Genomic DNA, 15093 nt, shown 5'->3' with positions numbered 1-15093 from the left:
ACCGGTCCGATGGCAGGCTGGGGCGGGTTCCGCGAAGCGGGCCGAGCGGAACCGGCCTAGCTGCCGACCTTCAGCGTACTCGTCAGGCCGCGCAGGCAGGCGAGGATGGAGAGCGGGGTGATCTTGCCGGTACGGGGATTCTCCTCGCTCGGCACGTTCTCGATGGTCATGGTCAGCCGCGCCGCCGCGGCTTCCACCCGGATGGTGTGGGTGTTGCGGGTCACGCCCGGGTCGCCCCAAATCTCCACCATGGTCCGCTCCGGCCCGATGCCGGCCAGCGCCAGGGCGGCGGCGACGTTTACATTGGCCGGAAAGCCGCGCGCCGCGTCGAAGGCATTGCCCTTGAAGACCAGGGTCGCGGCGGTGATGCCCAGCACGTCGATGTCGTTCTCGATGAGGTAGGGCGCGCCTTCCAGCCCGCGCGGCGGCTTGCGCGTCTCGATGGTGACGCTCGCCACCTCGCCCTCCGCCGCGGCGCGCACGGCGTCCAGCCCCAGCAGCGCGCCGGTCGGCACGACGATGCGGGCGCCGCTTGCCTTCGCCCGCGCCACCAGATGCATGCGCGGCAGCAGCGCGCCGACGCTGCTCGGGACGAAGATGCGGCCGCGGGTGATGGCGGCCTCGGCGATCTGCTCGAACACCGCGGCCGGCGCCGCTTCCACCACGATGTCGGCGCGCTCGGCGAGCTCCGGCAGGCTGACCAGGGCGGGCATGGCCCGGAAGCCGGCCAGGGTGCGCCGCGCCTTCTCCTGATCCCGGGCGGCGACGGCGGTGAGGCGCAGCCCCTCCACCCCCGCATCCAGGGCGCGCGCGAGATGCGCGCCGATCGCCCCAAGGCCGCCGATCGCCACCCTCAGTTCGCCCGCCATCGCATCCTCTCTGCCCCGTCGTCGCAGGCTGCGCGTAGCAGATGCGGGCCCCGCGGCGGAAGGGGCGGGCGGAACCTTTGCCGGCCCCGGGCTTTCACCCCCCGCACCGGAACGGCGAAGGAGAGATTGCATGCCCGTCCCTGTCCTGCTGCGCGGCCTGGCCGCCTCGGCGCTGCTGGTCCCCGTCCTCGCCGCCTGCGACAGCACGCGGGACGGCAGCGCGGGCAACCCGCCGAGCACGGCGATGCAGCGCGCCTATGACCGCGCCACCGGCAGCCCGCGCACCTCGCCCGACGGCACCGGCAACAACCCCACCGGCACCGCGGCGGAGCGGGCGCTGGACCGGACGGCGGGCAGCAATGTCTCCGGCGCCTATCCCACCCAGTCGGACGGCATGCCGGGCAACCCGCCGGGCACGGCGGCGCAGCGGAGCTATGACCGCGCCACGGGGTCCAACACCAGCGGCGCCTATCCGCAGAACCGCTAGAGCGTGGAGCTTTCGCTCACGCACCCCGCTTCTGGTCTGGTCGCGCGATCGCGGTTTCGGTTGATTCAACCTCAACCGATCGCGCTCTGAACCGGCGCGGGCAACCACGCAGAGCCGGCGCGCAGCTTGGCCATCAGCGCTGCGCCGCCACCTGCGCCGCTCTTTGCCCCGCCGCGGCCTTGCCGCGGCGGGCTGTGCCGGATGCCTGACTTTGCGCCGTTTACCCTCGGGGTCCCCGAGGCACCGCGCAGCAATGTCGTGGGGGAGCTAGACGACAGGGCTGCGGGCACCGTCCACGTTGATGGCCGTGCCGGAGATATAGCCGCCCGCCTCCGAGCTGAGGAACAGCGCGAGGGAAGCGAATTCCTCCGGCTTGCCGTAGCGGCCGAGCGGCAGCGAAGCGCCGAGCTTGCCCAGCCATTCCTCGTAGGATTCGTTGCTGCCGCTCTTCTGCCAGCGGCGGTAATGCTGGTCGCTGTCGATCAGCCCGACCAGCATGGCATTCACCAGGATGTTGTGCTTCGCCCCCTCATGCGACTGCACCTTGGTCAGCGCCATGCCGGCGGCGCGGGAAACCGCCGTCGGCGCGCCCTCGCCCGGCGGCGCCTTGGCGCCGGTGTTCAGCACGTTGATGATGCGGCCCCATTGCCGCGCCGCCATGCCCGGCCAGACCAGCCGGCCCAGCCGGATGGCGGCGAAGAGCTTCAGATCCAGATCGTTCTGCCAGAGCGCGTCGGAGACCTCGAGGAAGGGGGCGCGCTGGCTGGTGCCGGCATTGTTGACGAGGATGTCCACCTGGCCGAAGGCCTTCTCGGCCGCGGCGAAGGCGGCGTTGCAGCCCTCGGCGGTGGAGATGTCGGCGCTGATGGCGGCGAGTTTGGCGGCGGGGGCGACGGCCTTGATCGCGGCCTCGGCGGCGGCGAGCGAATCGGCGGCGCGGGCGACGATGGCCACATTGCCGCCGGCAGCGGCGAAGGCCTTGGCCATGGCCAGGCCAAGCCCCTTGGAGCCGCCGGTGATGAGCGCCGAACGGCCGTCGATCCTGATGTCCATGCTGGGGGTTCCCTCGCCTGAAGCGGCGCTCCGATGGCGCCATGAGGGTATTCTGCCTGTCTCGGCGGACGCTGCAATGCGGGGGCTTTGGCCCCCACACCCCCAGCAGAGGGCGCTGCCCTCTGCACTCCCGCCGGGGGGAAGGCTTCCCCCCGGACCCCGCCGTGAGTCGGGAGGTTCAACCTGCGAGGCCTAAAACTCACATCGGGGTCCGGGGGGCCGTCCAACCCCAGGGGTTGGCGGCGCTGCCGCCAACGGGCGGAGCTCCCAGGCTCACGGCCCCGCCAGCGCCTCCGTCGTCACCCACCCGGGGAATTGCCACCGCCCTGCCCCCGCCGGAACAGCAGCGCGGCGCCTTCGGGAAATTCCGCCTGGCCCAGCCTCCGCTGGCCCGCCGCGAGGGGAACGCGGCAAGCCAGGGGGGACGGATCGGAGGACAGCTCTTCCAACCCCAGGCCTGGATAAACTTCCAACCTCGCAGAAAGCCGCCATTCCAAGGGAGAAAATGGGGCGACCAACGGGACTCGAACCCGTGACATCCAGGACCACAACCTGGCGCTCTACCAACTGAGCTATGGCCGCCGCAGAGGCCGGGGGAAATAGGGCTAGCCGGCCGCCGCCGTCAACTGTTGCCCGCGCCGGCGCTCCAGCCATTCGCGCATCCGCCCCAGCGCCTCCTCCAGCACCTTCTCGCCCTTGCAGAAGGCGAAGCGGGCGTAATGGCTCGGCGCACCCTCGCTGGCGTAGAAGGCCGTCACCGGAATGGCCGTCACCTTCGCCTCCTCCGTCAGGGTGCGGCAGAAGGCGACGTCGTCGCCGTTGAAGCCCAGCGGGCGGAAATCCGTGGTGATGAAGTAGCTGCCCTGGGTCGGCAGCACGCCGAAGCCCAGCTCCGCCAGCCCCCTGGCCAGCAGGTCGCGCTTGGCCTGCAGGCTGGCGGAGAGCCCAGCGAAATAGGCATCCTCCTTCATCAGCCCCACCGCCACGCCGCGCTGCAGATTGGGCGCGGTGGTGAAGGTCAGGTTCTGATGCGCCTTTGCGACGTTGGGCGCCAGGGAGCGGTCGCAGGTGATGTAGCCCACCTTCCAGCCGGTCAGGCTGAAGGTCTTGCCGGCGCTGCCGATGCGCATGCAGCGCTCCCGCATCCCCGGCAGGGTCATCAGCGGTATGTGCTTCCAGCCATCGAAGGTCAGGTGCTCATAGACCTCGTCGCAGATGGCATAGGCGCCGTGGCGCTGCAGCAGATCGGCGATGAAGGCCAGCTCGGCGGCGGTGAAGACCTTGCCGGTCGGGTTCATCGGGCTGTTGAAGAGGATGGCCTTGGTCTTCGGCCCGAAGGAAGCGGCCAGCTCGGCCCGCGGCAACGCCCAGTCCGGCGGGGCAAGCCGCACCAGCTTCGGCACCGCGCCGAGCAGCTTCACCACCGGCAGGTAGGTGTCATACAGCGGCTCGATCAGCACGCATTCATCGCCCGGGTCCAGCACCGCCATCAGGCAGGCGGTGATGGCCTCCGTGGCGCCGGAGGTGACGACGATCTCGGCATTCGGGTCCACCTCCAGCCCGTAGAACCGCTTGTTGTGCGCGGCGACGGCCTGGCGCAGCTCGGGCACGCCGGTCAGCGGCGGGTACTGGTTGCGGCCATCCTTCAGCGCGGCGGCGGCGGCGTCGATGACGTCCTCCGGCCCCTCGTAATCCGGGAAGCCCTGGCCGAGATTGATCGCCCCATGCTGCACCGCCAGCGCGGACATCACCGTGAAGATGGTGGTGCCGATGCCCGAGAGCAGCGCGTTCTGGTTCTTCAATGGGGGCTGCATCCGCCCGACCCTTCCCCTCAAGGCGAAGGCCATCCGCGGCGCCCTGCCGGCGGTCCTGGCCAACGCGACCAAAGACGAGCCTGGCACGCGCTGCGTGAAGGAAGCGGAACGCCCCGCCTGCCAGGAGCGGCGACGCACGCCGCCCTCGCGGAACTGGTGGCCGCGCCGGGCCGCGCGGGCGCCTGGTTGCTGGGACCATAATGGGGGCGGGGCAGCCCGGCCGCAACCCGGCCGTCACGGCATCTATGCTGAAGCTTTGGGCAGTATGCCGCCGCCAGCGGCGCAGCCCTTCCGCGACTCCCAACGATTCCGGCCCGCCGCCCGATTGAACCCGTGGCACGGGGCGTGCAAAAAGCGCGGGGGTCGGCGCTTCGGCACGGGGGTGCCGGCCTGGATCCGGGTTGCCCAGGCGGGCCCGGTTCCGGTCACTGCGCGACGCGCCGGAGAATTCCGCCGGCCGGGCCAACCACGCCGGAACGCAAAGCGGAGCCGATGAAGAAGATCGAGGCCATCATCAAGCCCTTCAAGCTCGACGAGGTGAAGGACGCCCTGCACGAGATCGGGCTGCAGGGCCTCACCGTGGTCGAGGCGAAGGGCTTCGGGCGCCAGAAGGGCCATACGGAACTCTACCGTGGGGCCGAATACGTGGTGGATTTCCTGCCGAAGGTGAAGATCGAGGTGGTCTGCTCCGACGATCTGGTGGAGCGCGCGGTGGAGGCGATCAGCCAGGCCGCGCGCACCGGGCGGATCGGCGACGGCAAGATCTTCATTTCCGAAATCCAGGAGGTGATCCGCATCCGCACCGGCGAACGGGGCGAGGACGCGGTCTGAGCATGATCCGTTCGCTTGCGCCCACGGCTCATGCTTCAGGTCCTTGTTTGATCGCGCGAGGCGCGCCTGCGGCGATGTCACCGAAGGCGATCGCGCTGCAGGGCGCGTCCGCTCGCGGGGCAGCGGGATTCGCGCCATAAGGCAGGGCCCCGGGGCGGCATGCGGGCACGCATCCCGCCCGGGGCCGGCCGGCGCGGCCGCGCCGGCGGAGAGGGGAGAGCGGGATTCGCCGCCGCCGGGACAAGCCCACGGCGGGCGGCGCAACCCCCCTATGCGGGCCGCCATGGGGCGGCGCGGCACGGGGGTCGCGGTGCGTGCCAGGGGTGCGCGGCGCAGCAGCGGGCGAAGGGGGGACCCCGCAAGGGGGCCCGGGACAGGCTCAAGGGACCAGGATAACCGACATGGCAGATAAGGCAGCCGCCGTCTCCAAGGTCATGGAAATGATCAAGGAGCACAGCGTCGAGTACGTCGACTTCCGCTTCACCGACCCGCGCGGCAAGTGGCAGCACACGGCGCAGCACGTCTCCACCTTCGAAGAGGACACCTTCAACGAAGGCATCATGTTCGACGGCTCCTCCATCGCCGGCTGGAAGGCGATCAACGAGTCCGACATGATCCTGATGCCGGATCCCGAGAATGCCTGCATGGATCCGTTCTCTGCCAAGCCGCAGCTCATCCTGTTCTGCGACATCATCGAGCCCTCCACCGGCCAGATGTATTCCCGCGACCCGCGCAGCACGGCGAAGCGCGCCGAGGCCTATCTGAAGTCCTCCGGCATCGGCGACACCGCCTTCTTCGGCCCGGAGGCCGAGTTCTTCGTGTTCGACAGCGCGAAGTTCGGCACCGGCGGCAATTTCGCGCACTACTCGCTGGAGTCCATCGAGGGCCCGGGCGCGAACATGAAGGACTACCCAGAAGGCAATATGGGCCACCGCCCCGGCGTGAAGGGCGGCTACTTCCCGGTCCCGCCGGTGGATTCCGAGCAGGACCTGCGCGCCGAGATGCTCTCGACCATGATCGAGATGGGCGTCCCCGGCGAGAAGCACCACCATGAGGTAGCGCAGTCGCAGCACGAGCTCGGCACCAAGTTCGGCCCGCTGGTCACCCAGGCCGACTTCATGCAGATCTACAAATACTGCATCCACAACGTCGCCCACAGCTACGGCAAGACGGCGACCTTCATGCCGAAGCCGATCTATGGCGACAACGGCTCCGGCATGCATGTCCACCAGTCCATCTGGAAGGACGGCAGGCCGCTGTTCGCCGGCAATGGCTATGCCGACCTCTCGATGGAGGCGCTCTACTACATTGGCGGCATCATCAAGCACGCCAAGGCGCTGAACGCCTTCACCAATCCGCTGACCAACAGCTACAAGCGGCTGATCCCGGGCTTCGAGGCGCCGGTGCTGCTGGCCTATTCGGCCCGCAACCGCTCCGCCTCCTGCCGCATCCCCTACGCGACCAGCCCGAAGGCGAAGCGCGTGGAGGTCCGCTTCCCGGATCCGGGCGCGAACCCCTACCTCGCCTTCTCCGCCATGCTGATGGCCGGCCTCGACGGCATCCGCAACAAGATCCATCCGGGCGACCCGATGGACAAGGACCTGTACGATCTGCCGCCGGAGGAGCTGAAGGGCATCCCGACGGTGTGCGGCAGCCTGCGCGAGGCGCTGGGCGCGCTGGAAGCCGACCATGAATTCCTGCTGGCCGGCGATGTCTTCGGCAAGGACCAGATCGAATCCTATATCGAGCTGAAATGGGGCGATGTGTACCGCTTCGAGCACACCCCGCACCCGGTCGAGTTCGAGATGTACTACTCCGTCTGATCCCTGCCTGGTCGGATGACAGGGGCCGCGTCCTTCGGGGCGCGGCCTTTTTCGTTGGTGGCGGGGCGGGGCTGCGTGGGGATACGCAGCTGCCACCCATGCCGGAATTGCGGCGGCGCGCCGAGGCCGGAAGCTGCGTTGGGAGCGCGGGCGGACGGTGGCCTGCCTGCGGGGATGGCCGCGGGCCGGCCGGCTCCTCCGGCCCGCGGCGCCCGCCTTTTCCCGTTAACCCCGCTTTCACCCGCCCCGGCGCAAGCCTTCTCCGCCAGCAAGGCAGGGTGACCGAGATGCAGGACGCGCCGGAATCAGCGCCAAGCGCAGGGGCCGCGCGGCTGCCGCGCCTCGCCATCCTCGAACTCCGCGGGCTGGAGCATTTCCTGCCCGATCTTGCGGGCGGCCTCGCCGCCTCCGGCCAGGTGGAGGTGCGGCGCTTTCCGGTTTCCGGCCCCGCCGACCTCGCCGCCGCGCTGCGTTGGACGGATCAGCCGTCGCGCGACGCCCTCTGGTTCGAATTCTGCTGGCCGCCTTTCCCGGAGCTGCTGGCCCGCACCGAGTTCGGCGGCCGCCGGGTGCTGCTGCGGGTGCATCGCATCGAGGCCTATGAGACCCCGCATGTCGCCCGCACCCCCTGGGCCGCGGTGGATGACTGCATCGTGGTCAGCGAGGACATGGCCCGGCTGGTGCGGGCGGCGGCACCGGGGATCGACGCCACCACGAGGCTGCACGTGCTGCACAACGGCGTGGACACGCTTCGCTTCGCCCCGGTGGAGGGGGCGCGCGATCCCTTCCGCCTCGGCTGGTGCGGCAACATGATCGCCCGCAAGAATCCCACCCTGGCGCTGGAGATCCTGGCCCGGCTGCGCGCGGAGGATCCGCGCTGGCGGCTGCATATCGCCGCCGGCGGCGGGGACCGCATGGTGGCGGATGCGGTGGTGCATCTGGTGCCGCGCATGGGCCTCGCCGGCGCCGTGCAATTCGACGGCGCGGTGCCGGCGGCGGCGATGCCCGAATGGCATGCGCGGAATGCGGTGCTGCTCTCCACCAGCCTGCATGAAAGCTTCGGCTACGCCATCGCCGAAGCCGCCGCCGCGGGCTGCGGCCTGGCGGTGCTGGAGCATCGCGGTGCGGAGGAATTCTGGCCGGAGGAAATGCGCTTCGCCACGGTGGCGCAGGCGGTGGCGCGCATCCGCGCCGCGCGCCCGGGACGGTGGCGGGAGTATGTGGCGCGGCGTTTTTCGCTGGAACGCCAGGTGGCGCGGGTGCTGGCGCTGCTCGCCGCCCGCACGGCGCCGCGGGTGCCGGCGCTGGCGCCGCTGGCCCATGGAAGCTGGCGTGGCGTGCTGCCGCTGACCGATGCGCGGGACCATATCCAGCGCAGCGTGCTCGCCACCGGCAGCTTCTACGAGGCGCCGATGCTGGAGGATATCCGCACCCGCCTGCCCGCCGGCGCGCTCTTCGTCGATATCGGCGCCAATATCGGCAATCACGGTCTCTTCGCCGCCGGCGTCTGCGGCGCGCGGGTGCTGGCCTTCGAGCCCTCGCCCGCCTTGGCTGAGCACTGCGCCGAAACCTTTGCGGCGAACGGGCTGGACGCGATGCTGGAGCTGCGCCGCCAGGGCGTCGGCGCGGCGCCCGGGCGGGCGACGCTGTGCCCGGGGCCGGAGGGCAATGCGGGGATGACGGCGCTCGACACCGCCCACCCCGGCGACATCGAGGTGGTGCGGCTGGACGACGTGCTGGCGGAAAAGCCCGCGGTGGTGAAGGTGGATGTGGAGGGGATGGAATGCGCCGTGCTGGACGGCGCGCAGCAGGTGCTGCGGCGGCACCGCCCGGCGCTCTATGTGGAGACGGGCACGGAGGAGTCCTTCGCCGCCGTCTCCGCGCTGCTGAAGCCGCTGGGTTATGCGCCGCAGCGGCGCTTCAACGCGACGCCGACCTGGCTCTTCTTGCCCTGACGTGGTGTCGAGAGGGGCGCTGCCCCTCTCGAACATCGGACGCAGTGCGTCCGATCCCGCCAAAGGCCGAAGGGCCTTTGGAAACCATGAGTTTGGCGCCTCGACCATCGGATCCAAAACTCAAGGGTTCAAAAGGCCCTTCAGCCCTTTGCGGGGTTGGACGCACTGCGTCCAACGTGAGGGAGAGGGCAGCGCCCTCCCCCAACTTCAGCAAGGATTGGGAAGAATAGCCAACTCCTCCAACTTCCCATCCACCGTGAAATCCCCGAACTCCATCTTCAGCTCATCCGCCACGCCATTGGCATAGTAGCGCAGCCCCACCTCATAGTCGGGCGCGCTGGCGCCGCCGCCATTGCTGCCCTGCGCCGGGTTGCGGTCGAAGAACGCCACCCGCATCCGCGCACTGCCGAGCTGCGCCAGGTCCGGGAAGCGCCCGGCCTGCGGCGCCTGCCAGGCGGAGATCACGGTGGTGGTGTCCTGCGCCCCATCCGCGCTGGTGCCGTCGAACAGCGGCACCACCAGCAGCCGCGTATTGGCCCGCGCCGCGGCCAGGGCACGGATGGTGTGCAGCATCGGCAACAGCGTGCCGCGCGGCAGCGCCTCCTCCTTCGTCTCCGGGGAGGTGTAGCGCACCCGCCCGCCTTCCGGCGTCACCTCCGCCTCCCCCGCGATGCGCTGGGAGACGGCGCCCTGGCTGGTCTGGGTGAGGGAGAAGCGGAGCGTCCGCCCGTCCTTCGTCTCGAAGGTGGAGTAGTCGGAGGTGGTCTCCACCTCCTGCCCGTCCCGGTCGATGAGGCGGAGCTGGAAGCGCTGGCGGGTGGCCCAGCCATCGCAGGCATCCACCACCTCGTACAGCATGGCGCCCTCGGCCCGGGCGATGTCGGAATTCTCCCGCACCCGGTCCAAGCTGAGGCGATAGGCGGCCCGGTGGCCCACCATCGCCTCCACCCCCGGCTCCGCCGCGAAACCGGCGGGGGCGGCGGCGAGAAGGGCGGTCAGGGCAGCGGCGATCAGGCGGCGGCGCAACGGCATGCCGGGGAATCCTTCAAGGGATTCGCCCTATTTAGGACGGCTTCGGGGAAGCTGCACCCTTTACCGGGGGCAGCACGGTGCGGATATGAAGCTCCTTCAGCCGCGCCTCCTCCACCGGGGAAGGGGAGCCCATCATCAGCTCCTCCCCCTGCTGGTTCATGGGGAAGAGGTTCACCTCTCGCAGATTCGGCTCCTCGGCCAGCAGCATGACGATGCGGTCGATGCCGGCCGCCATGCCGCCATGCGGCGGGGCGCCGTAGCGGAAGGCGTTCAGCATGCCGCCGAAGCGCTCCTCCACCGCCTGCGGCGGGTAGCCGGCGATGCCGAAGGCCTTCACCATGATCTCCGCCTTGTGGTTGCGGATGGCGCCGGAGGCCATTTCGTAGCCGTTGCAGACCACGTCGTACTGAAAGGCCGGGATGGTCAGCGGGTCCTTGGTTTCCAGCGCTGCCATCTCCCCCTGCGGCATGGAGAAGGGGTTGTGGCTGAAATCCACCTGGCCGGTTTCCTCGTTCAGCTCGTACATCGGGAAATCGACGATCCAGCAGAAGCGGAAGCCCTCCTTGGCGGACAGGCCGAGATCGGCGCCGAGCTTCAGCCGCGCCTGCCCGGCGAGCTTCGCGGCATCGGCTTCCTTGCCGGCGGCGAAGAACACCGCATCCCCCGCCTGCAGCCCGCAGGCGGTGCGGATCGCCTCGGCGCGTTCGGCTTCCAGGTTGCGGGCGATCGGGCCCTTCGGCCCATCCGCCTCGAAGGTGATGTAGCCCAGGCCGCCGGCGCCCTGCTCCCGCGCCCATTCATTCATCTTGTCGAAGAAGCTGCGCGGATTGCCCGCCGCACCCGGCGCCGGGATGGCGCGCACCACGCCGCCGCCCGCGGCGATTCTGGCGAACAGCCCGAAGCCGGAGCCGGCGAATTGCTGGGTGACATCGGCGATCACCAGCGGGTTGCGCAGATCGGGCTTGTCCGTGCCGTATTTCCGCATCGCCTCGGCATAGGGGATGCGGATCCAGGGCCCGGCATCCACCGCGCGGCCCTCGGCGAAGCGCTCGAAGGTGCCGCGGATCACCGGCTCCATGGTGGTGAAGACGTCCTCCTGGGTGACGAAGCTCATCTCCACGTCGAGCTGGTAGAACATCAGCGTCCGGTCGGCGCGGCCGGCCTCGTCGCGGAAGCAGGGGGCGATCTGGAAATAGCGGTCGAAGCCCGCCACCATGGTGAGCTGCTTGTATTGCTGCGGCGCCTGCGGCAGGGCGTAGAATTTCCCCGGATGCAGCCGTGCCGGCACCAGGAAGTCCCGTGCGCCCTCGGGGCTGGAGACGGTCAGGATCGGCGTCTGGAATTCGTTGAAGCCGCTGGCGATCATCCGCTCGCGGATGTCCTGGACGATCTGGGCGCGGAGGATCATGTTCCGCTGCAGCCTTTCGCGGCGCAGATCCAGGAAGCGGTAGCGCAGCCTGAGCTCCTCCGGCGCATCCTGCTCGCCGGCGATCTGGAAGGGCAGCACCTCGGCGGCGGATTGCAGCACCAGCTCGCGGACGCGCAGCTCCACCTCGCCGGTCGGCAGCTTGGGGTTCACCGTGCCCGGCTCGCGGTGGACCACCTCGCCGGTCACGGTGATGACGCTTTCCGTGCGCAGCCGGTCGGCCGCCTCGAAGACCGGGGAGCCCTGGGCGATGACGCATTGCGTCAGCCCGTAATGGTCCCGCAGGTCGATGAACAGCAGCCCGCCATGGTCCCGCTTGCGATGCACCCAGCCGGAGAGGCGGACGGTCTGGCCCGCATCGGAGGCGCGAAGGGCGCCGCAGCTATGGGTGCGGTAGGCGTGCATGGTGTGGCTTCCGTAGATCGGTCGGCGGGGAATGGCATGCGGGGGGGCCGAGGTGTCAACCCTGGGCGGGGCTTTGGCGCCTCCGCGGCGGTTTGTCAGCCCCCTTGGGAGCGGAGCCGCCTCTCCGGCGGTTCCATCCTCTGTGCTCCCCGCAGGACCTCGAAGCGACCGGAGGCGTGAATCCCGCGACCGAACGATGGGCTGAAGCGGGACGGTTGAGCGAGGCCCAACCGCTCCCGCTCCAGTGTCCTGCCTGCGACGTTCGCTGGAAATCCAGCGAACGTCGCGGACAGGACACTGGAAACAAAAGCTAGTGGCCCGAGAACGAAGTCCGCAGGACTTCGGAAGCGGGACACTAGTGTCTGCCCACGAAGTTCGCTGGACTTCCAGCGAACGCAGCGGACAAGCAGGCCACTGAAAACAATAGCCAGTGGCCCGAGAACGAAGTCCGCAGGACTTCGGAAGCGGGACACTGGCCCGGGCGCAGGCCGGCAAATTGCCGCGGCAAGCTTACACCGGGGTCGGGGGGGGGGAGCGTCCGGCCGGAAACATCGCGGACAGCTCAGACCGGCGAGATGGCTGACGGCCTCCTTGTTTTGTTCTCTGGCTTGTCCGGCGCTACGCCGCGGCCCGGCCACCCAGGGGCGGAGCTCCCGCCGCAGCCACCCTGGACAACCCCGACTCCGCCCGCCAGGCGGCGCCCGCCCCCCGGCCAGGCCGCATTCCAGGCCCCTTCCTGCCCCGCCCGGCCAGGGCCAAGGCAGCTCCCCGGCCGCCGCCGCCACTCGCGCCCCGAACCCCGCTTTCCCGCCGCCGCCCAGCGGAGTAAACCCCCGGCATGAGCCGTCGCCAGCCCGGCGCGCCGGAGGACACCGCCTCCGCCCCCGCCCTGATCACCACCACCGAGGCCCTGGCCGCGCTGTGCGACCGGCTCCGCCAGGAGCCCTTCGTCACCGTCGATACCGAATTCATGCGGGAGCGGACCTATTGGCCCGAGCTCTGCCTCGTCCAGCTCGCCGGCCAGTCCGAGGTGGCGCTGGTGGATGCGCTGGCGGAGGGGCTGGACCTCGCCCCGCTCGGCGCCCTGCTGGCCGACCCCAATGTGGTGAAGGTGTTCCACGCCGCCCGCCAGGACGTGGAAATCTTCCTGCTGAAATTCGACGCCGTCCCGACCCCGCTCTTCGACACCCAGGTCGCCGCCATGGTGGCCGGCTTCGGCGACCAGGTGAGCTACGACCAGCTCTGCCGCTCCCTCGCCGGCGTGCAGATCGACAAGGCCCACCGCTTCAGCGACTGGTCGGCGCGGCCGCTTTCCGCCTCCCAGCTCCTCTACGCCGCCGGCGACGTCACCCATCTCCGCCGCATCTATGTGGCGCTCAGGGACCGGCTGGTGCGGGAAGGCAGGCTGGATTGGGTGGCGGAGGAGATGGCGGTGCTGCACGACCCCAACACCTACCGCACCGACCCGGACCGGGCCTGGGAGAAGCTGCGCCCCCGCACCAATAACCGCCGCTTCCTCGGCCTGCTGCGCGCCGCCGCGGCCTGGCGGGAGAGGGAGGCGCAGCGCATCAACATCCCCCGCCAGCGCCTGGTGAAGGACGAGACGCTGCTGGAAGTGGCCGCCACCGGGCCGGAGAGCGTCGCCGAGCTGGCCCGCGCCCGCGGCATTTCCGAGGGCTTCGCCAAGGGCCGCAGCGGCACCGGCCTGCTGGCGGCGGTGAAGGCGGCGAAAGCCCTGCCCGAGACCGAGCTGCCGGAGGCGCCGAAGGACCGCACCGGCCCCCCCGCCTCCCCGGCCCTGGTCGCGCTGCTGAAGGTGCTGCTGGCGGCGAAGAGCGAGGAGCATCACGTGGCGCCGAAGCTGCTCGCCAGCAGCGAGGATCTGGACCGGCTGGCGGCCGAGGCCGAGCCCGACCTGCCCGCCCTGCATGGCTGGCGCCGCCATGTGTTCGGGGAAGCGGCGCTGGAGCTGAAGGGCGGGCGCCTCGCCCTCGGCGTCGAGGGGCGGCGGGTGAAGCTGATCGCCGCGGGCTGAGCCCCGCAAGGGGGCGGCAGCGCGAGCCATCGCCGCCAGGCTTTCGGCATGCGCCTCGACTCAGGCGGGCCGACGCCAATCCGTCATTAAGCTTCGCGCGGCATGCTTGTGGGGAAATTCCATGGACGGAGCCTGACCTTGTCCCTCGCCCCCGCCGCCACGCCGGCGCGGGTGTTGGCCCTGGCCGACCACGCCGCGGCGATCGCCGCCGGCAAGGTGCGGGCCATCCAGGCCATCACCCGCCAGACCCGGATCCTTGCCCTCAACGCCACCATCGAGGCCGCGCGCGCCGGCACCCAGGGGGCCGGCTTCGGCGTCGTCGCCTCCGAGGTGAAGGGCGTCGCCGCGGAGGTGGCGCGCATCGCCGGGGAGATGGATGGCGAACTGCGCCAGGCCTTCGAGGAGCTGCGCCAGGTGGGCCAGCGCATGGCCGGGGAGGTGGGCGGCCAGCGGCTGGTGGATCTGGCGCTGAACGCCATCGAGATCATCGACCGCAACCTCTACGAACGCACCTGCGACGTCCGCTGGTGGGCGACCGACGCGGCGGTGGTGGAAGCGCTGGCGGCGCCCGACCCCGCCCGTGCCGGGCATGCCGACCGGCGGCTTGGCGTCATCCTCTCCGCCTACACCGTTTATCTGGATCTCTGGCTGGCGGATGCGGCGGGGCGGGTGGTGGCGCATGGGCGGCCGGACCGCTACCCGGGGGTGCGCGGCCTGGACGTCTCCGCGGAGCCCTGGTTCAAGGCGGCCCTCGCCTCTTCCTCCGGCGACGACTTCGCGGTGGCGGATGTGGCGCCCTGCGCCGCGCTGGGCGGCGCGCCGGTCGCCACCTATGCCGCAGCGGTGCGGGAGGGCGGGGAGGTGCATGGCAGGGTGCTCGGCGTGCTGGGCATCCATTTCGACTGGGGGCCGCAGGCGGAAACCGTGGTGCGCGGGGTGCGGCTGACCGAGGAGGAAAAGGGCCATACCCGGGTGCTGCTGCTGGATGCCGGGGGGCGGGTGATCGCCGCCTCGGACGGGGTGGGGCTGCTGCAGGAAAGGCTGGAATTGCAGGGCGGCGGCCAGTCCGGGCATTACCGGGATACGGCGGGCCGGACCATCGCCTTCCACCGGACCCCGGGCTACGAGACCTATCGCGGGCTGGGGTGGTCCGGGGTGCTGGTGCAGGGCGCGCGGGCGGAGATGTGATTCGGGACGGAGCCCCCCCCGCCGCTACCGAGCACAGGCGAGGTGAAACCGCTCTAGAGCATGCTGTGTTTGCTCTGAATCGGGGGTTCCGAAACGGGCTGAGATCTGATTCAAGCTCTGGGCTGGGCGATGGAGGCCAGCCAGGATGCGGCCATACTCCGAGGATCTGCGTGAG

11 protein-coding genes and 1 tRNA gene are annotated in these 15093 nt (G+C 70.4%); 6 read left to right on the top strand and 6 right to left on the bottom strand.

Features of this window, described 5'->3' with window-relative positions; all coding sequences use genetic code 11:
* Window positions 1–56: 56 nt before the first annotated feature.
* On the bottom strand, window positions 57–869 hold the full coding sequence (locus E5N76_RS28110) for an aspartate dehydrogenase (protein WP_149541294.1): 813 nt from the start codon (window positions 867–869) through the stop codon (window positions 57–59).
* 130 nt (window positions 870–999) lie between these two features.
* Here E5N76_RS28110 and E5N76_RS28105 point away from each other — a divergent pair, with 130 nt between their 5' ends.
* Window positions 1000–1356, top strand: a complete 357-nt coding sequence (locus E5N76_RS28105; protein WP_149541293.1) for a hypothetical protein — start codon at window positions 1000–1002, stop codon at window positions 1354–1356.
* 267 nt (window positions 1357–1623) lie between these two features.
* Here E5N76_RS28105 and E5N76_RS28100 read toward each other — a convergent pair whose 3' ends face one another.
* The 3 genes from E5N76_RS28100 to E5N76_RS28090 all read right to left on the bottom strand — a co-directional run bounded on the left by E5N76_RS28100 (window position 1624) and on the right by E5N76_RS28090 (window position 4223).
* Window positions 1624–2409 (bottom strand): SDR family NAD(P)-dependent oxidoreductase, encoded by a 786-nt coding sequence (locus tag E5N76_RS28100; RefSeq protein WP_149541292.1) that lies wholly within the window; start codon window positions 2407–2409, stop codon window positions 1624–1626.
* A gap of 506 nt (window positions 2410–2915) precedes the next feature.
* Window positions 2916–2991: transfer RNA gene (locus E5N76_RS28095), tRNA-His, on the bottom strand.
* Between the two features lie 23 nt (window positions 2992–3014).
* On the bottom strand, window positions 3015–4223 hold the full coding sequence (locus tag E5N76_RS28090) for an aminotransferase (RefSeq protein ID WP_149541291.1): 1209 nt from the start codon (window positions 4221–4223) through the stop codon (window positions 3015–3017).
* 492 nt (window positions 4224–4715) lie between these two features.
* Between E5N76_RS28090 and E5N76_RS28085 the strand changes: the two genes are divergently transcribed.
* From E5N76_RS28085 to E5N76_RS28075, 3 genes are all read left to right on the top strand, one after another.
* Complete coding sequence (locus E5N76_RS28085) at window positions 4716–5054, top strand: P-II family nitrogen regulator (protein WP_149541290.1); 339 nt, start codon at window positions 4716–4718, stop codon at window positions 5052–5054.
* A 401-nt stretch (window positions 5055–5455) separates the two neighbouring features.
* Window positions 5456–6877, top strand: a complete 1422-nt coding sequence (glnA, locus tag E5N76_RS28080) for a type I glutamate--ammonia ligase (RefSeq protein ID WP_149541289.1) — start codon at window positions 5456–5458, stop codon at window positions 6875–6877.
* A gap of 287 nt (window positions 6878–7164) precedes the next feature.
* Complete coding sequence (locus E5N76_RS28075) at window positions 7165–8832, top strand: FkbM family methyltransferase (RefSeq protein ID WP_235907948.1); 1668 nt, start codon at window positions 7165–7167, stop codon at window positions 8830–8832.
* A 207-nt stretch (window positions 8833–9039) separates the two neighbouring features.
* Here the strand turns inward: E5N76_RS28075 and E5N76_RS28070 are convergent, their stop codons facing one another.
* Both E5N76_RS28070 and aspS read right to left on the bottom strand, forming a co-directional pair.
* Window positions 9040–9864 (bottom strand): EipB family protein, encoded by an 825-nt coding sequence (locus tag E5N76_RS28070; protein WP_235907947.1) that lies wholly within the window; start codon window positions 9862–9864, stop codon window positions 9040–9042.
* A 31-nt stretch (window positions 9865–9895) separates the two neighbouring features.
* Complete coding sequence (gene aspS, locus E5N76_RS28065; protein ID WP_149541287.1) at window positions 9896–11695, bottom strand: aspartate--tRNA ligase; 1800 nt, start codon at window positions 11693–11695, stop codon at window positions 9896–9898.
* An 838-nt stretch (window positions 11696–12533) separates the two neighbouring features.
* On the opposite strand from aspS, the gene rnd reads away from it, so the two are divergent.
* Complete coding sequence (gene rnd, locus E5N76_RS28060; protein ID WP_149541286.1) at window positions 12534–13730, top strand: ribonuclease D; 1197 nt, start codon at window positions 12534–12536, stop codon at window positions 13728–13730.
* A gap of 138 nt (window positions 13731–13868) precedes the next feature.
* On the top strand, window positions 13869–14918 hold the full coding sequence (locus E5N76_RS31225; RefSeq protein WP_328593076.1) for a methyl-accepting chemotaxis protein: 1050 nt from the start codon (window positions 13869–13871) through the stop codon (window positions 14916–14918).
* Window positions 14919–15093 lie beyond the last annotated feature (175 nt).

Source organism: Siccirubricoccus phaeus (assembly GCF_008360935.1).
GTDB classification, from domain to species: domain Bacteria; phylum Pseudomonadota; class Alphaproteobacteria; order Acetobacterales; family Acetobacteraceae; genus Siccirubricoccus; species Siccirubricoccus phaeus.
Note: the sequence above shows the minus strand (reverse complement) of the source record. Positions and strands in the feature narration are given on the sequence as shown.